Annotated in this window: 23 protein-coding genes and 1 pseudogene; 7 read left to right on the top strand and 17 right to left on the bottom strand. The window is 56.4% G+C overall.

The genetic code is table 11. The features are described 5' to 3' along the window. Nucleotides 1–56: 56 nt before the first annotated feature. From INF73_RS15575 to dgcQ, 3 genes are all read left to right on the top strand, one after another. Nucleotides 57–971 (top strand): DUF808 domain-containing protein, encoded by a 915-nt coding sequence (locus INF73_RS15575; protein ID WP_169804339.1) that lies wholly within the window; start codon nucleotides 57–59, stop codon nucleotides 969–971. A 78-nt stretch (nucleotides 972–1,049) separates the two neighbouring features. Beyond that, nucleotides 1,050–1,232: a YodC family protein gene (locus INF73_RS15570; RefSeq protein WP_193540496.1), complete on the top strand. Its 183-nt coding sequence runs from the start codon at nucleotides 1,050–1,052 to the stop codon at nucleotides 1,230–1,232. Nucleotides 1,233–1,305: 73 nt separating this feature from the next. Next, nucleotides 1,306–3,006: a cellulose biosynthesis regulator diguanylate cyclase DgcQ gene (gene dgcQ, locus INF73_RS15565; RefSeq protein ID WP_063437729.1), complete on the top strand. Its 1,701-nt coding sequence runs from the start codon at nucleotides 1,306–1,308 to the stop codon at nucleotides 3,004–3,006. On the opposite strand, the gene INF73_RS15560 is transcribed toward dgcQ, so the two are convergent. Together INF73_RS15560 and yodD are read right to left on the bottom strand one after the other, a co-directional pair. Next, entirely contained in the window at nucleotides 2,991–3,791 is an 801-nt protein-coding gene (locus tag INF73_RS15560; RefSeq protein ID WP_193540498.1) for a mannosyl-3-phosphoglycerate phosphatase-related protein, read from the bottom strand. The genes dgcQ and INF73_RS15560 overlap by 16 nt on opposite strands. Nucleotides 3,792–4,091: 300 nt before the next feature. Beyond that, entirely contained in the window at nucleotides 4,092–4,319 is a 228-nt protein-coding gene (yodD, locus tag INF73_RS15555) for a YodD family peroxide/acid resistance protein (protein WP_048959254.1), read from the bottom strand. A 128-nt stretch (nucleotides 4,320–4,447) separates the two neighbouring features. Between yodD and dsrB the strand changes: the two genes are divergently transcribed. After that, nucleotides 4,448–4,636 carry a protein DsrB gene (gene dsrB / locus INF73_RS15550; protein WP_013097741.1) on the top strand — a complete coding sequence of 63 codons (189 nt, stop codon included), beginning with the start codon at nucleotides 4,448–4,450 and terminating at the stop codon, nucleotides 4,634–4,636. Between the two features lie 102 nt (nucleotides 4,637–4,738). Here dsrB and rcsA read toward each other — a convergent pair whose 3' ends face one another. The 14 genes and pseudogenes from rcsA to fliF all read right to left on the bottom strand — a co-directional run bounded on the left by rcsA (nucleotide 4,739) and on the right by fliF (nucleotide 16,273). Further along, the gene (gene rcsA / locus INF73_RS15545) at nucleotides 4,739–5,362 is read right to left on the bottom strand and encodes a transcriptional regulator RcsA (protein ID WP_013097740.1); all 624 of its coding nucleotides are present in this window, start codon (nucleotides 5,360–5,362) and stop codon (nucleotides 4,739–4,741) included. A 287-nt stretch (nucleotides 5,363–5,649) separates the two neighbouring features. Beyond that, a pseudogene (gene fliR, locus INF73_RS15540) lies at nucleotides 5,650–6,442 on the bottom strand (flagellar biosynthetic protein FliR); the annotation flags it as partial. Nucleotides 6,443–6,449: 7 nt separating this feature from the next. Beyond that, the gene (gene fliQ, locus INF73_RS15535) at nucleotides 6,450–6,719 is read right to left on the bottom strand and encodes a flagellar biosynthesis protein FliQ (RefSeq protein ID WP_003859587.1); all 270 of its coding nucleotides are present in this window, start codon (nucleotides 6,717–6,719) and stop codon (nucleotides 6,450–6,452) included. Between the two features lie 9 nt (nucleotides 6,720–6,728). Beyond that, nucleotides 6,729–7,466 (bottom strand): flagellar type III secretion system pore protein FliP, encoded by a 738-nt coding sequence (fliP, locus tag INF73_RS15530; protein WP_028013705.1) that lies wholly within the window; start codon nucleotides 7,464–7,466, stop codon nucleotides 6,729–6,731. Further along, nucleotides 7,466–7,840: a flagellar biosynthetic protein FliO gene (gene fliO, locus INF73_RS15525; protein ID WP_193540500.1), complete on the bottom strand. Its 375-nt coding sequence runs from the start codon at nucleotides 7,838–7,840 to the stop codon at nucleotides 7,466–7,468. The genes fliP and fliO overlap by 1 nt, the downstream gene beginning before the upstream one ends. A 2-nt stretch (nucleotides 7,841–7,842) precedes the next feature. Beyond that, nucleotides 7,843–8,256 (bottom strand): flagellar motor switch protein FliN, encoded by a 414-nt coding sequence (gene fliN, locus INF73_RS15520; protein WP_003859592.1) that lies wholly within the window; start codon nucleotides 8,254–8,256, stop codon nucleotides 7,843–7,845. Beyond that, nucleotides 8,253–9,257 carry a flagellar motor switch protein FliM gene (fliM, locus tag INF73_RS15515; RefSeq protein WP_028013703.1) on the bottom strand — a complete coding sequence of 335 codons (1,005 nt, stop codon included), beginning with the start codon at nucleotides 9,255–9,257 and terminating at the stop codon, nucleotides 8,253–8,255. Before fliM ends, fliN begins: the two co-directional genes overlap by 4 nt. A gap of 4 nt (nucleotides 9,258–9,261) precedes the next feature. Further along, on the bottom strand, nucleotides 9,262–9,732 hold the full coding sequence (gene fliL, locus INF73_RS15510; RefSeq protein ID WP_021241388.1) for a flagellar basal body-associated protein FliL: 471 nt from the start codon (nucleotides 9,730–9,732) through the stop codon (nucleotides 9,262–9,264). A 106-nt stretch (nucleotides 9,733–9,838) separates the two neighbouring features. Then, a complete protein-coding gene (gene fliK, locus INF73_RS15505) occupies nucleotides 9,839–11,071 on the bottom strand; it encodes a flagellar hook length control protein FliK (RefSeq protein WP_193540502.1) in 1,233 nt (410 codons plus the stop codon). Further along, nucleotides 11,068–11,511 carry a flagellar export protein FliJ gene (fliJ, locus tag INF73_RS15500; protein ID WP_006811155.1) on the bottom strand — a complete coding sequence of 148 codons (444 nt, stop codon included), beginning with the start codon at nucleotides 11,509–11,511 and terminating at the stop codon, nucleotides 11,068–11,070. The genes fliK and fliJ overlap by 4 nt, the downstream gene beginning before the upstream one ends. A 21-nt stretch (nucleotides 11,512–11,532) precedes the next feature. Beyond that, the gene (gene fliI / locus INF73_RS15495; protein ID WP_023330814.1) at nucleotides 11,533–12,903 is read right to left on the bottom strand and encodes a flagellar protein export ATPase FliI; all 1,371 of its coding nucleotides are present in this window, start codon (nucleotides 12,901–12,903) and stop codon (nucleotides 11,533–11,535) included. Further along, a complete protein-coding gene (fliH, locus tag INF73_RS15490) occupies nucleotides 12,903–13,610 on the bottom strand; it encodes a flagellar assembly protein FliH (RefSeq protein ID WP_193540504.1) in 708 nt (235 codons plus the stop codon). Before fliH ends, fliI begins: the two co-directional genes overlap by 1 nt. Beyond that, nucleotides 13,603–14,601, bottom strand: coding sequence for a flagellar motor switch protein FliG (fliG, locus tag INF73_RS15485; protein WP_014832476.1), 999 nt, complete (start codon nucleotides 14,599–14,601; stop codon nucleotides 13,603–13,605). The genes fliH and fliG overlap by 8 nt, the downstream gene beginning before the upstream one ends. Then, nucleotides 14,594–16,273: a flagellar basal-body MS-ring/collar protein FliF gene (gene fliF / locus INF73_RS15480; RefSeq protein ID WP_028013700.1), complete on the bottom strand. Its 1,680-nt coding sequence runs from the start codon at nucleotides 16,271–16,273 to the stop codon at nucleotides 14,594–14,596. Before fliF ends, fliG begins: the two co-directional genes overlap by 8 nt. 228 nt (nucleotides 16,274–16,501) lie before the next feature. Between fliF and fliE the strand changes: the two genes are divergently transcribed. The 3 genes from fliE (at nucleotide 16,502) to yedD (ending at nucleotide 18,139) form a co-directional block, all read left to right on the top strand. Continuing rightward, on the top strand, nucleotides 16,502–16,816 hold the full coding sequence (gene fliE / locus INF73_RS15475) for a flagellar hook-basal body complex protein FliE (RefSeq protein WP_013097729.1): 315 nt from the start codon (nucleotides 16,502–16,504) through the stop codon (nucleotides 16,814–16,816). Between the two features lie 242 nt (nucleotides 16,817–17,058). Continuing rightward, entirely contained in the window at nucleotides 17,059–17,571 is a 513-nt protein-coding gene (locus tag INF73_RS15470; protein WP_126327033.1) for a DUF4823 domain-containing protein, read from the top strand. Nucleotides 17,572–17,725: 154 nt separating this feature from the next. Continuing rightward, a complete protein-coding gene (yedD, locus tag INF73_RS15465; RefSeq protein WP_045260349.1) occupies nucleotides 17,726–18,139 on the top strand; it encodes a lipoprotein YedD in 414 nt (137 codons plus the stop codon). Nucleotides 18,140–18,241: 102 nt separating this feature from the next. On the opposite strand, the gene amyA is transcribed toward yedD, so the two are convergent. Next, nucleotides 18,242–19,729, bottom strand: coding sequence for an alpha-amylase (gene amyA / locus INF73_RS15460; protein ID WP_193540506.1), 1,488 nt, complete (start codon nucleotides 19,727–19,729; stop codon nucleotides 18,242–18,244). Nucleotides 19,730–19,740: the final 11 nt, after the last annotated feature.

Raw genomic sequence — 19,740 nt, 5'->3', positions numbered from 1 at the left:
CGATTGCGCTTTTGCTCCATACTATTCACTTAATTACCAAAAAAAGAAGGATCACCATTTTGGCAGGAAGTAGCTTATTAACATTGCTGGATGATATTGCCACCTTACTGGATGATATTTCCGTGATGGGGAAACTGGCGGCGAAGAAAACCGCAGGGGTGCTGGGGGACGATCTCTCGCTTAACGCCCAACAGGTGAGCGGGGTACGGGCTAACCGTGAGCTGCCGGTGGTGTGGGGCGTGGCAAAAGGCTCGTTTCTGAACAAAGTGATCCTGGTGCCGCTGGCGCTGCTGATTAGCGCATTCATCCCCTGGGCCATCACGCCGCTGCTGATGATTGGCGGGGCATTCTTGTGCTTCGAAGGCGTGGAGAAGGTCCTGCACTCTTTGAGCTCGCGCAAGCAGAAGGATACCCCGGAGGCGCGCCAGCAGCGCCTTGAAGCGCTTGCCGCGCAGGATCCGAAAGTTTTCGAGCGCGATAAAATCAAAGGCGCCATTCGCACCGACTTTATTCTGTCGGCTGAAATTGTTGCCATTACGCTGGGCATTGTCTCCGATGCGCCGCTGCTGAATCAGGTGTTGATCCTCTCCGGGATCGCCATTCTGGTCACGGTGGGCGTTTACGGCCTGGTCGGGCTGATCGTGAAGCTGGATGATATCGGCTACTGGCTGGAGGAGAAATCCAGCGCGGTGGCTAAAGGCATCGGCAAAGGCTTACTGACGCTGGCGCCGTGGCTGATGAAGAGCTTGTCCGTGGTGGGTACCCTGGCAATGTTCCTCGTGGGCGGCGGCATTGTGGTCCACGGCATTGCGCCGCTGCACCATGCCATCGAACATTTCGCCTCGGCGCAGGGGAGTGTGGTGGCAGCGATTCTGCCCACGCTGCTTAATCTGGTGCTGGGCTTTATCGTTGGCGCTATCGTGGTGGCGGCGGTGAAACTGATCGAAAAAATGCGCGGTACGGCGCACTAATTGTTACCCGTCGCAGGGTGCAAAAAGACCATTCCTCGTCTAAATTGAAACAGTTTCACCCTGATACAGGAGGCAGGTATGGTCTTTTTGGTCAGTGATGAAGTTAAGCCTAAGAAGGGCGGCCCGCGCATGATTGTCACCGGGTATTCCTGCGGAATGGTGGAATGTCGGTGGCATGATGGCTACAGCATTAAGCAGGAAGCCTTTCGTGAAGATGAGCTTCAGCCGGGTGACGGCCAGCGCAAGCACGATCAGGCTTAATCACATAACGCCCGGCTTTGCCGGGCGTTTTTACCTGAAGTACCGGGTGTAAGGCAGTAATCAGGGAGTGTGTGTGCAGCGCGATACCTTTGTTGTAAGACGAACTTTTCTGCAATGGCTGCATAAGCGTAGCAATCCGGGTTTGATTGTTAACCTCTGTTTTATCACTGTTCTGGTGTTTTCAACCCTCCTGACCTGGCGTGAAGTGGTGGTCCTCGAAGAGGCGTATATCTCCAGCCAGCGCAACCACCTGGAAACCGTGGCCAGCTCGCTGGACAGGCAGTTACAGAACAGCGTCGACAGGATGCTGTTATTTCGCCAGGGCATGCGTGATGCGATCGAGACGCCGCTGGCCTTTGATGTCTTACAGGACGCGGTGTCACGCTTTAATGCCGTCCGCATGCTTCCCACCTGGCAGCTTGCCGTTGATAAAAAGCGCACGCTTCCCATTAACGGGGTCTCGGACGCGTTCGTGGATAAAACCACGCTTCTGAATCGGGACGCCGATCGCATCAGTCATGAAATTTCTGCCGCGCTTGAAGTGGGGTATCTGCTCAGGCTGGCGTCATCGAGAGCGCAAACGGAAACGCGGGTGCTCTACGTCTCTCGCGCCGGGTTTTACCTTTCCACGGATACGCCGGATCGGGAGGATGATATTACCGCCCGCTATTATCATCTGGTCACGCAGTCCTGGTTTACCCAGCAGTCAGAGCGTAACAATCGCGCGCGCGCCGTGCGCTGGTTTATCTCCACAGCCTCATTCTGGACCGGGGATAAACGAACGATCACCGCCAGCGTCCCCATCTACTTCGATCATTACTGGTATGGCGTCGTGGCGATGGATTTTACCTTAGACACGATGCAGCGTCTGCTGACCGACGCGACGGAAGAGCGGACGGAGGGGGAGTATCAGCTGTACGATACCCGGCTCAATATGATTGCCACCTCAGCCCATGCGGGAAGCCCGGTTAACCAGTTTGACGAACGCGAAACGGCGCAGATTGCCCACGCGATTGAGCACGATACCGGCGGCGGTATCCGCCTCGGGAGCCGGTTTATTACCTGGGAGCGGCTCGATCACTTCGATGGCGTCGTCTTGCGGATCCACACGCTGCATGAAGGGGTACAGGACGATTTCGGCAGTATCAGCATCGTGCTGGCGCTGCTGTGGGCGCTCTTTACCGCCATGCTGTTGATCTCGTGGCTGGTGATCCGTCGGATGGTGAGTAACATGTATACGCTTCAGCACTCGCTCCAGTGGCAGGCCTGGCACGATCCGCTGACCCGGCTCAATAACCGCGGCGCGCTGTTCGACCGCGCAAAACTGCTGGCGGAAACCTGTCGTCAGCAGTCGCTGCCGTTCTCGGTGATTCAGATCGATCTCGACCATTTTAAAAACATCAACGACCGTTTCGGCCATCAGGCCGGTGATAAGGTGCTTTCCCATACGGCAGGCGTGATTGCCAGCGCGTTACGCAAGAATGATGTGGCCGGGCGCGTCGGTGGAGAAGAGTTCTGTGTCGTCCTGCCGGGGATCGGTCTGGAGGAGGCGAAAGGCGTCGCCGACCGTATACGCTGCCGGATCAACAGTAAGGAGATCCTGGTGAAGAAAAGCACCACCCTGCGCATCAGCGCGTCACTGGGCGTCAGCAGCGCGGATGAAACGGGTAACTACGATTTTGAACAGCTGCAGTCCGTGGCGGACGCCCGGCTTTATCAGGCCAAGCAGGGCGGGCGTAACCGGGTCGAGTGGCGGGATCAGGACAGGAAGTGATCCAGCCCCTCCTGCCAGCCGAGCGGTCCCGCCTGCCGGGTGTGATAAACCCGACGGGGGTTATCGTCCCGTAACGTAATACCCTGCCGGTTTATCCCCTTAATCACCACCGCGAAGTCCACGATGTCCAGCAGCGGCGCGTCGTTCGGCCCATCGCCGAGCCCCAGGGTCGTGGGTTCAATATTTTCCCGTTCACGGTACTGCGCGATTAGCCAGTTAGCCGCAACGTCCTTACCGCAGCCGGCATCGAGAATATGCCAGAAACGGGCTCCCTGCAGGCATTTCAGCCCGTGTTGCGCCAGCGCCGCTTCAAACCGGGCCATGGCTTCGTCGGAATCACGCCAGATGAGCGTGACGGAGGCGTCATGCTTGCGGGCAAGCACCGCACGGTAGCGGGTCATCCCCGTCCATTCGCTAATGACGCGGTCGTCCACGTCGTCAAAGGTGGTGAATTTGAAGCCCGCCTGCTGGCGGATTTGCTCAATAAGCGGACGAATCTCCCGGTGCGTTATACCGTTGATGTGGCGCTGACCCATTTCCCAGCGCACGTCAGGCTGAATCACCGCGCCGTTCTCAGCGATAAACGGTAACCCTTCCAGACCCAGATCCTGCTGAATATCCAGCATCTCTACCGCGCTCTTGCTGCTGCAAAGAATCACCGGCACCTGGTTGTCCTGCAGTTTATCCAGCCACGGCATTGCGGGCTGCCACTCATAGGTATGAATATCCAGCAGCGACCCATCCAAATCGGAAAAAATCAGCAGGGGACCCCGGAGTGAAAGCATAGTAACTCCCGAAAACGAATGAGCCTTAATCTAAGAATATTCCTAAAAAATATCTGGGCTTAAACCGGATTGAGGAGAACCGATCCAGCCAAACCCGCATTCGGCGCATGTTGTTGCTCATAACCAAAACGATTATGTTAAAAATATTATATTCATCGTAAGAATATATGCTTGTCATGCAAAATCGTTGGGGATAGTGTTGTTTGTACATCAGATTTCCTGGTGTAACGAATTTTCAAGTGCTTCTTGCATAAGCAAGTTTTGATCCCGGCCATCCCCATGACCGGGATTTTTTTCGTGCTAACGATTTGCTTCAGACACGCTAAAGTCATGAATATCCAGCTCGAAGGCCTCCGCCAGCTCGCGGTAGGTGTGATAATCCCTCCCGTTAACAATGACGTGGTCCGAACCATCGTCCGTGCGGCGGACTTCTGACTCACTGATCTCATTGATGGCGGCCAGCAGGGCATCGACATCCACCTCGACCTCGCGTTTGATGGTGTCGCTGTACTCTTTATCGGTCTTCATTACGGGGCTCCTCATTAAACCGTGTCCACGGTAAGTATAGACTGTGTATAAAAACGCCATTCACGCCGTGCGGCGATGTGTGTTTTTGCGTTTTGTTCTACACTGGCTCAAAACCAGAGGAGGAATGTATGAAGGTCAACGATCGGGTAACGGTTAAAACGGACGGTGGGCCGCGCCGCCCGGGGGTGGTGCTGGCAATTGAAGAGTTTAGTGAAGGCACAATGTACCTGGTCTCACTGGAAGACTACCCGCTCGGCATCTGGTTTTTTAACGAACTGGGGCATCCGGACGGCATTTTTGTTGAGAAAGCGGAGTAGTACGGCGTCGGGTGGCATTGCGCGTGCCCGACCACGTCCGCAAAAGCAAAAATCTCTGGCCAGGCCAGAGATCAAAGGTAGGGTGCAAAGGGGTTTAAGCCACTAACGCATGTTGACGAAAATCCCGTTCGTCACATTATCGGTCAGACGTACCACGTGATAGATCACTTGCTTATTATGCGTTTTAATTTTCCTTTTAATATTTCCTTTGTGTGACGAAACGGTTTTCGCTTTAATATTCATCTGGTCGGAGATCTGAATAGTTCCTTGTCCAGCCATCCACATTCGCAGCATACTTGATTCAGTCCTGCTTAATGAAAGGGTGGGTAAGTTAACCGCTCCTACATTTTTAACTTCTTTATTCAAATAATCACCCAGAATGTCATCCAGCGACTCGGGTTTAATCGACTTAGAACTGATCAATAAATTTTTACGGACCAACAAATACTCATCGAAATGGATATTCGCGATCGCCATAAAAACAATAAACAGGGTTTTTGGATGCTGATTAATGATTTGCTTAATGTGCTGACTGTTGGCTGGATCGTGAATGAAACAGTCCTCATTAATAAACACCACGCCTGGTTTGAGTTCGTCACAAGCGGCTGCGAGTTCTTCAACGGTGTGTGCATCGTTGATGTCTCTCTTTCTTACCCCTCTGCTTGCCAGGTACCCGGTTAACCCTAGCCGGGTGTAGCTGCATAAATCCATAATGATCGTTGACATGGCATACCCTCACTCAATGCGTAACGATAATTCACCATCTGCCTGAGAGCTCAAAACAGCCATACGGGATGGAAAAAAATAATAAACCTGTGAGCATGACAAAGACTTTCAGGCGGACTCACTATCCCGTAAAGTTACGTATAATTTGCCAGGAATCTTCTTAAAGTAAAGTAAATATTAAGTATTGTGAGGTGGTTAGAAACATTTAAACCGCGTCAGATATATCCTGGAAGATGTTTTTCGCGTTTTATTTTAGGAATATCCTCAGAAAGACAATAGCGATCGTGAGGACTATTATTTACGTGGCAATTCGCTGACAATATCCGCTAACAGATTGAATATCTCGCCGAATAAATGTTCACAGAAGGGGGCGATAAGGGGCATCAGTAATGACATTAATAAAATTCCGACCGTCAACGTTAGCGGAAAACCAATCACAAACACCGAGAGCTGCGGAGCCATTCTGTTCAGCAAGCCTAATGCCAGGTTGACGGTGAGCAGCAGCGTGATGATCGGCAGAGCCAGCATCAGACCGTTGAGGAAGATCAGCCCCGCCGCGCGGGTCAGCGCGAGGAAGGCATTGCTGTTGACCGGGTTATCACCGATCGGCAGCGTATGGAAAGTATCCACCAGCATGGAGATGAGCCACAGATGACCGTTGAGCGACAGAAACAGCAGCATGGCGAGCAGATCGATGATGCGCGCCAGCACCGGCATGTTGAGATGGCTGCCGGGATCGACAAACGTGGCGAACGATAGCCCCATCTGCAGGCCAATCAACTCACCGGCCGTGCGCACGGCGGCGAAGGCGAGCTGCATGGTAAAGCCCACGGCGACGCCAATCATCACCTGCTGTAAAGCGACCCATACCGCGTTAGCCGAGAAGATGGGAATATTCACGGGTGGCAGGGAAGGGGCGACGATAATGGTGATGATAATGCCCAGCCCCACCTTAACGCGCTTGGGGATCGATTTCTCGCTGAGAATGGGGGCGGTGGAGATCAGCGCCAGAATGCGCAGCATCGGCCAGAAATAGACGCCGAGCCACTGAACCCACTGGTCGCTGGTGAAGTGCAGCATCGTCAGGTCAGCCGATGATGTACGGCAGATTGGTAAACAGGTTGCGCATATAGTCCAGCAGCAGGTTCAGCATCCACGGTCCGGCCACGATAATCGCCACGAACACGGCGATGATTTTCGGGATAAACGACAGCGTCATTTCGTTAATCTGCGTGGCGGCCTGAAGAATACTGATAATCAGGCCGGTAACCAGCGCGACAAGCAGCAGCGGCGCGGCAACGGCAATCGCGACTTTCATCGCTTCCGTGCCCATCATCATGACCGATTCGGGTGTCATTGCCGTTCCTTAACTGTAAAAACTTTGCGCCAGCGAGCTGACCAGCAGCTGCCAGCCGTCGACCAGCACAAAAAGCATGATCTTAAAGGGCAGGGCAATGGTGGCGGGCGGCACCATCATCATCCCGAGCGCCATCAGGACGCTGGCGATCACCAGGTCGATAATCAGGAACGGGATAAAGATGGTAAAGCCAATCTGGAACGCGGTTTTCAGCTCGCTGGTGACATAGGCCGGCAGCAGAATGCGCATCGGTACCGCTTCCGGCCCCTGCAGCTCGCCGGTGTTGGACAGGCGGGCGAAGAGGGCCAGGTCCGCCTCGCGCGTCTGGCGCAGCATAAATTCTCGCAGCGGCTGCGCGCCTTTTTCCAGCGCCTCCTGCATCGAAATTTTATCTTCGCTGAACGGCTGGTAGGCGTCGGTATAAATCTTATCGATCACCGGCGACATGATGAAAAAGGTCAAAAACAGCGCCAGGCCCAGAAGCACCTGGTTTGGCGGCGCCGAAGGGGTGCCCAGCGCGTTTCGCAGCAGACCAAAAACGATGATGATGCGGGTAAAGCTGGTCATCATCAGCAGAATGGCCGGAATAAAGGTCAGCGAGGTGATGAAGACCAGCGTCTGAACCGGGAGCGACCAGCTCTGGCCGCCACCCGCGATCGGCGTGGAAACCAGACCGGGCAGTTGCGCATAAACTGCAGGAGCAAACAGGCCAACGCCCGCAAGCGTCAGGGATAACAAACGGCGCATCAGGTTCTCCCGGAACGCTTAAGCAAACTCTTCATGACGGACTGAAAATCCGCAGGGGCTTGTGCGCGCTCGTCCACCGTGACCGGGGCGGGCGGCAGTTTATGTAATACGTTGATGTTTGAGCCGGTTACGCCCAGTACCAGACGCGCATCTTCCACATCGACGATGACCACGCGTTCGCGCGGCCCAAGCGTCGTGCTGGCGCTGACCTTCAGGCCGCGGGTGCCGGCAGTTTTACCCGCCAGGCCAAAACGCTTTGCCAGCCAGGCGGCGATCAGAATAAAGGCAATAATACCGAACAACGCCCCGCTCACCTGGAGCAGCGGGGAGCCGGGTACGGCGGAAGGTTGCGATAGTGTTGCCTGGGTTTTCATGCTTAACGGCTCAGACGACGCATGCGTTCAGACGGGGTGATGATGTCGGTGATGCGCACGCCGTATTTATCGGCAACCACCACCACTTCACCCTGGGCAATCAGATAACCGTTGATCAGAATATCCAGCGGTTCGCCGGCCAGGCCGTCAAGGGCCACAACTGAACCCTGCGTGAGGCGCAGCAGCTCTTTAATGGTCATCCGGGTGCGTCCCAGTTCAACGGTCAGCTTAACCGGGATGTCCATAATCAGGTCGATGTCCTGCAGCGTGCCGCTGACGTCGCCGCCGCCTAACTGCTGGAATACCGCGTCCGCCGCGCTTTTTGTCGGAGTCGTTTTTTGCTCGTTTAACGCGTCAGCCCACAGATCGTCCAGTGCTCCGCTGTTTTCATCGGACGGATTGTTCATGTCACTCATTTGGGCTGTTCCTCATTCAGCGAATTCAAAATCGGGTTGATCAAGTGCTCAACGCGTAGCGCATACTGACCGTTAATCGTGCCGTACTGGCTTGTAAGTACGGGGACACCATCCACGTGGGCAATAATGCGGTCGGGTTTGTCTATCGGCAAAACGTCGCCGGGTTGTAATTTCAGGATCTGGGATAACCGCATCGAAATGTCGGCGAAGTTCGCCACCAGCTCCAGCTGCGAGTGCTGCACCTGGCGTACCAGGTTTTCGCGCCAGTTCTGATCTTCGTTGCGTGAGTTCTCCAGCGGCGGGTTAACCAGCAGCTCGCGCAGCGGTTCAATCATGCTGAACGGCAGGCAAATGTTGAACTCACCGGTCAGGTTACCGATCTCCACGTGGAACGGCGTATTGACGACGATATCGTTCGGTGAGGTGGTGATATTGGTAAATTTCACCTGCATCTCAGAACGGACGTACTCCACTTCCAGCGGGTTAATCGCTTTCCACGCGTCGCTGTAGGATTCCAGCGCCAGCTTCAGCATGCGGTTAATGACGCGCTGCTCGGTGTGGGTGAATTCACGACCTTCCACTTTGGTCGGAAAACGCCCGTCGCCGCCGAACAGGTTATCCACCGCGATGAACACCAGGCTTGGGGAAAACACCACCAGACCGGTGCCGCGCAGCGGCTTCAGATGAATCAGGTTAAGGTTGGTTGGCACCGGCAGGTTGCGGGCAAACTCATGATACGGCTGGATGCGGATCGCACCGACCGTGATATCCGGGCTACGACGCAGCAGGTTAAACAGCCCCATACGGAACTGACGTGCAAAACGTTCGTTAATGATCTCCAGCGCCTGCAGACGTTCACGTACCACGCGACGCTGGGTATTGGGATCGTAAGGACGAATATTATCGTCGCCGGTGAGACCCGGTTGCGGGTCGTCACTCTTATCGCTGTCGCCGTTAAGTAGCGCGTCGATTTCTGCCTGAGAAAGAATACTGTCGCCCATGTCGTTACCGCAGAATAAAGGCTGTGTACAGAACGTCAGTGACTTCCTGCTTAGGTTGACCGTTTACCAGCGGGGTGGCCAGCGTCTGCTTGATGGCGTCGACCAGCTTTTGCTTACCCACGTCGGTAGCCAGCGCGGAGGCGTCCTGACGAGAAAACAGCAGGAGAAGGCGGCTACGCACTTCCGGCAGATAATCGTTCAGGCGCGCGCGGGTTGCTTCGTCCTTCAGGCGCAGCGTAATACCGACATACAGCACGCGATCCGCATCACCGAGGTTAACGGTGAAGGTGTCCAGAGGGAAAAAGACCGGCGCCGGCGGTGGGGCAGGTTCGGCTTTGGCCGCAGCGGTTGAAGGTTCCTGCTGCATACGCCAGTAACTATAGCCCGCGGTAGCGCAGGCGGCGAGCGTGATCAACACCAGCAGCGGGATCCAGATGGAACGCTTGCTTTTTTTGGTGATAGCGGAGTCTGTCATCTGATACGAGCTTCCTGTTTCGGTACAGCTTAATAAGGTGATTATCCCGTGTCCTGCCGTCGTCAAAGCGTGGAAAAGACGGGGATAATCACGCTACCTCTGGCGTTTAGGCGAAGATGTCTACGGCACCGTTACCGCGCGCCGCGGATTGCAGGGCGGCAGGGGTCGGCAGGAGCTCATCGCTCTCTTCATTAAAACCGCCGTGCTGGCCCGGGCGTGAAGCATGGTGCTGCTGGGATGAAGACTGTTGTTGCCCGGCAAAGCTCTCGCTGCTGACGCTGCTTTGAGAAAGCTGAATGCCGTTCTCCGCCAGCGAGGTCCGCAGGACCGGCAGCGCGGCTTCCAGCGCCGCGCGCACGTGACTGTGCGCAGAGACCATCTGCAGCTGTGCCTGGTTATCGTCCAGCTTGAGCGAGATTTGCACCTGGCCCAGATCTTCCGGGTGCAGGCGCAGCTCCGCCGTCTGCTGGCCCTGCTTAGTGAACAGGGTGATGTGCTGGCTCAGGGACTGCTGCCATTCATGTGTGCCCAGAGGCTGGCTTAGCACCGGGGCGGTGGCAACGGTAGCGGCAGGCTGGCTGGCCGCATGGCTGGAGATAATCGGCGCCAGGGTAGCGGTCGGCGAAGATGACGAAGAGGCGCTGGCGAAGTCCTGTTTCTCAGCGGCTGCGGCCACGACCGGTGTGGCTGGCGCGTTGGCGGCGAGATCCGGACCGTTGTTCTTCGCCTGGCTCTGATAGGACGCAGAAAGAGGCGCTTTATCATGGCTTCCCGCAGGCGCGTTCAGGGACGGCGGCTGTCTAGCACCGTTTTGCGAAAGCGTTGCTGAACTCAGCGCCGCGGTGGCGTCAACGCCGTCGCTGCCTGCCGCACGAGAGGCGGTCGTCTGCTGGTGCGGCAGCATCGCCATCAGCGCGCTTAGCCCCGCCAGCTCTTCTTCGCTCAGCTCGGTTTTAGCGTCATCTTTACCGTTGGCCGCAGTGAGCGTCTTCAGCGCGTCGCCCTTTGACAGCGGTACCAGCCCGGAGACCAACGTTTCAAGCGGCGCGGACTCCGACGTTTCAACGCCATTCAGCGCAGGCTGACGCGAGAGCAGGTCGGCAATTTTGGCCTGCAGAGCGGTATCGCCTTTGGCATCCTGTGCGACCTTCGACAGCTTGCTGCCGGCGGCTTTCAGATCCGCCAGGGTGAGCGGCGCATCGTTGCCCTTGCCCGTTGCGTCCGTCAGGGCGCCCGCTAGCAGGGAGAGAAAGTCCTGTGCACCCTCGGTGCCTTTCCCTGTTTGCATCCCGCCTGACGGGTCGCTGTCGCTCATGAGCAGTTGTTGCAGTGTGATCATTCCGGTTTCCTCATTGATGCGCGCTGGGCAAACTCATCCATTTTCTTCTGATCCAGGCGGTTTTCCGCCAGGGTCGAGGCTGCTATCTGCCGGTCCTGTAAGGTCTGCCAGGCCTGCAGCCGCTGTTTTTTCTCGCGCCAGAAATTCAGCGCGGTATCGACTTTTTGGGTCCACTGGTTTAGCTGCTGGCGGTGCTGCTCTATCGCCTTCTCCAGCGTCTGGATAAACTGCTGATAGTTAATCCAGCGCTGGCTGCCAATGCCCTGCGTCATATCGGTATTGAGGTTGGTGCGATATTCATGCTGATAGTCGATTAACATCTTCAACTGTTCTTCAGCCTGCTGGCACCCGCGTCGCATTGCGCCAAGCTGCAATGCGGCATCATCAACTTCTTTTTCAGCCAGATCTTTCAGCGTTGATAACGCGCTGTTTTGCGCCATGACCTTCGCCCTCCACCTGTGTTACACCTGCGGGAAAATCAGCTCCAGCGCCTGGATTGAATCTTCCCAGTCGGCACGCTCAAAAATGCCCTGTTGTAAAAACGCCTCCAGCTGCGGCCACAGGCTAATCGCCTTGTCGAGCATCGGGTCGCTGCCTTTGGCATACGCCCCCACGCTGACCAGATCGCGGTTGCGCTGGAAGCTGGAAAGCAGTTGTTTGAAGTTACGCACGCGGGCGTAGTGCTTCTCGGTAATCAATGCCGTCATCGCACGGCTGATGGACGCTTCAATATCAATCGCCGGGTAGTGCCCGGCTTCGGCCAGGCGGCGCGACAGCACGATATGGCCGTCCAGGATCGCGCGCGCGGAGTCGGCAATCGGGTCCTGCTGGTCGTCGCCCTCGGTCAGCACCGTATAGAACGCGGTGATGGAGCCGCCGCCGCTGATTCCGTTCCCCGCACGCTCTACCAGCGCCGGAAGTTTGGCGAAGACCGAAGGCGGATAGCCTTTGGTGGCCGGCGGCTCGCCGATGGCCAGCGCAATTTCACGCTGCGCCATCGCATAGCGGGTGAGGGAGTCCATGATCAGCAGCACGTGCTTGCCGCGGTCACGAAAATCTTCGGCGATACGGGTGGCGTAGGCGGCACCCTGCATACGCAGCAACGGCGACACGTCCGCCGGCGCGGCGATCACCACCGAACGGGCGCGGCCTTCCGCACCCAGAATGTTTTCGATAAAGTCTTTTACTTCGCGACCACGCTCGCCGATCAGCCCCACGACAATCACGTCGGCCTGGGTATAGCGCGCCATCATGCCGAGCAGGACGGATTTCCCGACGCCGGAACCGGCGAACAGGCCCATGCGCTGTCCGCGCCCTACGGTGAGCAGGGCGTTAATCGGACGCACGCCGGTATCCAGCACGTGCTCAATAGGGGTACGCTGCAGGGGGTTGAACGGCTGGGTAATCAGCGCGCCGGTTTCGGTGGTGTCCGGCGCGGGCAGGCCATCCAGCGGCTTCCCGCTGCCGTCCAGCACGCGGCCGAGCAGGGCAGGGCCAAGCGGCAGCTGTTTCCCGCTTTGCAGCCCGTCGCCGCTGATGTTTTTCGCGTATACGCGCGCGCCGGGCAGAATGCCTTCCACCTCTTCAAGCGGCATCAGGAACAGGCGCTGGCCGTTAAACCCGACCACTTCGCTTTCCACTTCACGCGTTTCCTGCCCATCCTGACGCTCAATGACGCAGGTCGCACCCAGGGGAAGCTGCAGGCCGGTGGCCTCCAGTACCAGACCGGTGGCGCGCGTCAGTCGCCCATAACGACGAACAGATGGCAGTTGCGCCATCTTCGTCTCAAAGTTGTCGAGCGTGGTGAGCCAGCGGGTAAGGCGTGCGGTCATCAGACGACTCCCGGTGCCGCCAGGCGACACAGTTCCTGCCAGCGGGTGGCGACGCTGGCATCCAGGTCGCCTTCATCGGCAGAGACTTTGCATCCGCCGTGGTGTAAGGATGGGTCGCCGCGCAGACGCCAGCCGTGCAGGCTAAGCGTTGCGCCCAGGCTCTCTTCAACGCGCTGCAGATCGTCCGGGTGGACGCGCAGCTGCGGCTTGCCGCTGAACAGCGGCTCCTGCTGAAGCAGACCGTGAATTTGTTTGATCAGCGCGGTGTTATCCACCACGGGCGTCTGGCCGATAACCTGACGCGCCGCCTCCAGCGCCATCTGCATCAGACGCGAGGCAATCACGCTGTCGAGCGCGTCCAGCGTGTGCTGGAACTCGCTGACCAGCTGCTGCATGCGGGCATGGATCGGCGCCTGCTGCTGGCGCGCCTGATCGATGCCGTGCTCTAACCCTTTCGCCAGGCCTTCCTGGTACCCCAGATCGTGCCCCTTCTGGCGGCCTTCGTTCAGACCGGCGTTATAGCCTTGCTCGTGCGCCTGCATTTGCAGCTGCGCCAGCATCTGCGCTTGCTGCTCCTCTTCGCTCAGCTCGGGCTGTTCAACGTCCGCGTCGGGTTCTGCGGGCGAGACCACCGCAGGCGTGAATTCGGCAAGGGGAGGGGCCAGATCGTCCGGCGTCCAGCGCTTCCACGACAGCTCATTAGACATAGGTGTCGTCTCCGCTGCCAATCACCATCTCGCCGGTTTCCGCCAGACGACGAACGATAAGCAGGATGGCTTTCTGTTCGTTTTCCACCTGAGACAGACGCACCGGGCCACGGTTGGCAAGGTCGTCGCGCAGGATATCGGCCGCACGTTGAGACATGTTGCGCAGGAACTTCTCGCGCAGCGGCTGTTCGGCGCCTTTGAGGGCGATAAGCAGCGACTCGGAATCCACTTCCTGGAGCAGGCGCTGGATGCTGCGGTCGTCCACTTCGACGAGGTTTTCGAACAGGAACATCTCGTCGATGATTTTCTGCGCCAGCTCGCCGTCGAATTCGCGAACCGCCGAAATGACGGCTTCTTCCTGCTGCGTTTTCATCAGGTTGATGATTTCCGCCGCCGTTCTCACGCCGCCCATTTTGCTGCGCTTGAGGTTCTGGCCGTCGAGCAGGTTGTTTAGCACTTCGGTCAGCTCCGCCAGCGCGGCCGGCTGAACGCCGCCGAAGGTCGCGATACGCAGCATCACGTCGTGACGCAGGCGCTCTTCGAACAGGGCCAGAATATCGGCCGCCTGGCCACGTTTGAGGTGAACCAGGATGGTGGCGATAATCTGCGGGTGCTCGTCGCGAATCAGGTCGGCGGCACTCTGCGGCTCCATAAAGTTGAGCGTTTCGATACCGCTGGCGGTATCGCGGGTTTCCAGAATGTCTTCCAGCAGGCTGGCGGCACGCTCTTCGCCCAGCGCCTTGACCAGCACGGAGCGCAGGTAGTCGTTGGCGTTGACGTTCAGCGCGGCAAACTGTTCGGCTTCCTGTTCAAACTCTGACAGCACTTCGGTCAGCTGTTTGTTGGAGATTTGACGCACGTTGGCCATCGCCGCACTGAGAATTTGCACTTCTCGCTGGGAGAGGTGTTTAAACACCTCTGCCGCGCGATCTTCGCCAATGGTCATCAGCAGGATGACGCTTTTATCGGTGCCCGTAAGCGTATTACTCATGTTCGTTACCCATCCACTGGCGGATGACCAGCGCTACGACGCGCGGATCGTTATCTGACATTTCGCGAATGCGCTGGCTCATCACCTCAGCGCCCATGCGCTGGTTAGCACGACGCTGCTGCATCTGTTCATCTTTGCTGAGGCGAACTTCAACCGCTTCTTCCGTTTCCTGACGCGTATTCATCTGCTCGCGAGCCGCTTTTTCGGCTTCCGCACGACGCTGGAGCTGAGGACGAACGCCCTTACGCCACAGCAGCCACGCGACAATCAGCACCAGCAGCCAGCGGCCTGCGGACATCAGCTGGTCGATAAACGCCTGCTGTTGCCAGAACGGCAGTTCACCGCCGGTCTCTTCAACCGAGTTAAACGGAGAGTTCACCACGTTGAGGGTATCGCCGCGCTTCTCGGAATAGCCCATCGCTTCGCGGGTCAGGTTTTCAATCTGCTTCATCTGCTCGGCGGTTAACGGCAACGGTTTGCCGTCCGGCAGCGTTTTGTAGTTCACCACCACCGCAACGGAAAGACGCTGAATATCACCCACGTTCAGTTTAGTGTGGCGGATCGTCCGATCCACTTCATAGTTCGTGGTTTCGTTACGGCTGCTGGAGCGCGGACCGGCGTTATTGGTCGTTGAGGTGGTCTGCTGATTATTTTGCTGACCGTTCTGCTGGTTGGCCGGCGGCGTGGAAATCGGCGCCGCGTTTGCCGGCGCTGGCTGGTTAGAGAGCGCGCCCGGCACGCCGCCAGGGTAGGCCCCGCCGATCTGTTCGCTGGAGTTGATCTGGCGTGAACGCATGACCGCCTGAGCCGCATCGCCGTTCGGGCTGTATTGCTCTTCGGTTTGTTCTTTATTAGAGAAGTCAATCTGCGCGGTAACCTGGGCGTGGACGTTGCTGTTACCCACCACCGGGCCGAGGATCGCTTCGATACGGCGCTGGAGACGGCTTTCAACGTCGGCGGCGTATTTCAGCTGCGCGTCGTTGAGGTCACGCCCGGCGGTATTGGATTGCGTCAGCAGGTGTCCGCTTTGATCCACCAGCGTCACGTTACCCGGCGGCAGGCCGGCGACGGCGCTGGAGACGAGATGCGTTACCGCGCTGATTTGCCCTTCGTCCAGCGCGCGGCCGGGCTCGAGGTTCACGGTAACGGAAGCTGAAGGGGATTTCTGTTCACGAACAAATAAAGAGGGTTTAGGCATTGCCAGGTGCACGCGGGCACTCTTCACCGGGCCTAACGTTTCAATGGTGCGAGCCAGCTCGCCTTCCAGCGCACGCTGGTAGTTTACCTGCTCGCTGAACTGGCTGATGCCGAATTTTTCCTGGTCCAGCAGCTCAAAGCCGACCGCGCCGCCCTTTGGCAGGCCCTGCTGTGCCAGACGCAGACGAAGCTCGTGTACTTTATCCGCCGGTACCTCAAGCGCACCGCCATTATCGGCAAAGCGATACGGGATGTTCATCTGGGTAAGCTGGGTGACGATGGCGCCGCCATCCTGATCGGAAAGGTTGCTGTAGAGCGTGCGGTAATCAGGGCTTTTCGCCCATAAAACCATCGCTACAAGGATCGCAATTGCGGCAGCGCCTGCCACGATCAACGGGATTTTAGGATTCGCGCGAAGGCGGTTCATCCACTCGAGTGATTTATTTTGTGGCGCTGTCGATGCTGTTGCACTCATTGCGCACCTCTTAAATCCTGGTGGTTTACGTTATTCGTGTAGAGAAACAAAACTGACTCCCGGGTCGGCAAACACGACAAAAGTTCCATATTGATGGCCCTGCCATTATTTGACGATTCCGGATTTTCTATGCGTCAAATAACCTGGTTTTTTCACGCTATTTACCGCCATTATCTTATTGACAAGCTGTTAGTCTTGACCCCGTAAAAAACCATCCAGGGGAGAGTCATGGCTATACAGGGCATTGAAGGGGTCATCAGTCAGTTGCAGGCAACGGCGATGACGGCCCGTAATCAGAATGTGGCAGAACAGCAGCCGACCATCAGCTTTGCGGGGCAACTGCATGCCGCTCTTGACCGTATCAGCGATACCCAGACCGCTGCGCGTACGCAGGCGGAGAAGTTCACCCTCGGCGAGCCGGGCGTGGCGCTCAATGATGTGATGACCGATTTGCAAAAAGCCTCGGTTTCCCTGCAGATGGGGATCCAGGTGCGTAACAAGCTGGTGTCGGCGTATCAGGAAGTGATGGGGATGCAGGTTTAAGCAATCAAACCTGATGAAATTTATAGTTAATGATTGCTCTCAGACATGTTATGGGACATGGGTGGGACAAAGCTAATTACATTTCGTTCTGGACAGGCGTCTCATACGGTCAATTTCGCCTTCCAGAACTGTGCCTCCTCGACGCATTTCACCAGTTTTGTCACGTCTTCATGATGCAAACATATGTTTCACCTGGACTGGCCTGATAAAATGTAACTCCTTTATTTTACAGGGATAGAAAAGTGAAAAGTTTGTTTCTGTTTTTTTCTGCAATTTTACTGGCAGGTTGTTCCGCCAAATACAGCACAAATAATATTCAGGAGCGTACCGAGCCCCTGTTAAAAGATTCCCCAGTTGCGATCTCTCAACCAACTGACGGTGTATATGAAACACACACTTATTCGGGGTCTGGCAAAGCTACGGCAGACGCTGTAAAAGCTGCATTTTTGCGACATTCAGATAATGTGACAGTTTTTGCCGACTGTGATGATCTTGCCTGTCTCAAAAGCCGCCATACACTTAGCCGCGGTTATTATGTGGTCCCACAGATATTGCACTGGGAAGATCGTGCAACTGAGTGGTCCGGCATTCCAGACAAGATTGAAGTGAAAATCACTGTATATAATAGTGAATCCAATAGTCGTGTTGCATCAACAATTATCAATGGCAAAAGCAAGTGGGCTACCTTCGGTGGCGATCACCCACAGGATTTGTTACCAGAACCTGTAAGCGCGTTTATCTCGAGTCTGTATTAATTTCCAACATGCTGTCATACAAAACCCCGTTTAAACGGGGTTTTATCAGATTTCAGTAAACCTGTCCTTCTTGTGTTTAAGCCCCCTCGATCTTCGCTGGCAGCCTCGGCGCTTTAATGCCACAATATTTTTTTCTTCGAATGCAGGAAAGATGATGAAAAAAATAGCAATTGCTGGCGCGCTGCTGGCACTGACCGGGTGCGTTCAGGTCGATAACTATAATGACGTGATCAAACATCCCGTCCCGGCGAACCTGGCGGGATACTGGCAGTCGAAAGGGCCGCAGAGCAGTCTGGTCAGCCCTGAAGCGATTGCCACACTGGTGGTGACGGAAGAGGGCGATACGCTGGACTGCCGCCAGTGGCAGCGCGTGATTGCCGTACCGGGTAAGATCATGCTGCGTTCAGACAGCTATTACAACGTCACACGCAAGCTGGATATCTATCCGCTGGATCGCGACGGCGCTACGCTTGAATATGACGGGATGGAGCTGCAGAAGGTTGACCGACCAACGGTGGAATGTGCGGATTACCTGAGCAAGAATCCGCTGGAGAGTAAACTGCCCTAAGGGTAAAAGCAAAACGGCAACCTCGTTGCCGTTTTTGGTGTTTGCGCCCTCTCCCTGTGGGAGAGGGACGGGGTGAGGGCATCAGGCCGCACGTTTCCCGTTCTACAGCACATCCTCAATCACCCACACGCTGACGCTTCCCCCTTTACAGGTAAAGGTGCCTTCGCCATCCGCCGCGGTGGTGACCGTTTCTTCACGATTGCCGAGGAAATCACGCCACGTTTTGTTGCCGTAGTTTTCCCCCAGGCAAATCACCTTCTCGCCATCGTCGCCGTTCGACATCACCACCACGCAGCCGGGATCGTCTTCCGTGCCGCTGCGGCTGAAGGCGATGCAGTTAGGATGGTCAAAAAAGAGCGTCTGCACGCCGTGGGCAAAGCGCTGGCGGGCGAGGATCAGCTCGTGAAGCTGCTCAATCACCGGCATATCAATATGGTACGTTTCACCGTCCCCTCCCGTATCGTCATAGCTTGCGCCGAACAGATCCGGATAGAAGACGCTCGGCACGCCGTTTTCCCGCAGCAGGATCAGCGCGTACGCCAGCGGTTTAAACCAGGCTTCGACCGGGGCTTCCAGCGCCTGCAGAGGCTGCGTGTCATGGTTCGCGACGAGGGTGACCGCATGGAACGGGTCGGCCTCCACCAGCGTGCCGGTGAAGATCTGGCTCATGTCGTAATCTCGTCCCTGGCGCGACGCTTCGTGGAATTTCATCTGCAGGGGGGCATCAAACAGCATGGTTTTACCGTCGACCTGGTCAATATAGGCCTGAAGTTTATCCACCTCGTGGGACCAGTATTCCGCCACGATAAACAGCGGCTGTTCGGCGACTTCCTGAACGTGCTCAATCCACTCTTTGTAAAACCAGGCGGGAATATGCTTGACGGCGTCCAGACGAAAACCGTCGCAGCGCGTCTGTTCCATGACCCAGCGGGCCCAGTATTTGATCTCCTCGGTGACGGCGTGATTGCGAAAGTCGATATTTTCGCCCATCAGGTAATCGAAGTTGCCCATCTCATCATCAACCTGATCGTTCCAGCCTTCGCCGGTGTAGTCGTTGACGATTTTAAAGATCCCGTCTTCATCCGGGTTTTCAATATGGTCGACGCCGCTAAAGCATTTGTAATCCCAGATAAACTGCGAATATTGCCCGGCGCGGGCGGGGAAGGTGTAGCGAGTCCAGGCCTCACACTCGATGATTTCATCATCAATTTGTGTACGGTCCTGTTCGTTCACGCGCTGCACGCGGACAGGCTCTTTCTCATCTGCCCCCATTTTGTGGTTCACCACCACGTCCAGCAGGACGGCAATCTCGTTGCTTTTGAGGGCGTCGATGGCTTCCAGCAGCTGCGCTTTGTCACCGTATTTCGTGGCGATACTGCCTTTCTGGTCAAACTCGCCGAGGTCAAACAGATCGTAAGAGTCATAGCCAACCGAATACCCGCCGGAAGCCCCTTTATACGCGGGCGGCAGCCAGATCATGTTGATGCCGATTTCATTAAGATTGGGGGCTAACGCCGTGACTTCTCGCCACAATTCACCGCCAGCGGGGTAATACCAGTGAAAGCATTGTAACAGGGTGGGATTTTTCATCGTCCGTGCTC

Source organism: Enterobacter cloacae complex sp. P6RS (assembly GCF_014982245.1).
Taxonomy (GTDB): domain Bacteria; phylum Pseudomonadota; class Gammaproteobacteria; order Enterobacterales; family Enterobacteriaceae; genus Enterobacter; species Enterobacter bugandensis.
This window is presented reverse-complemented; position numbering and strand designations above follow the sequence as displayed.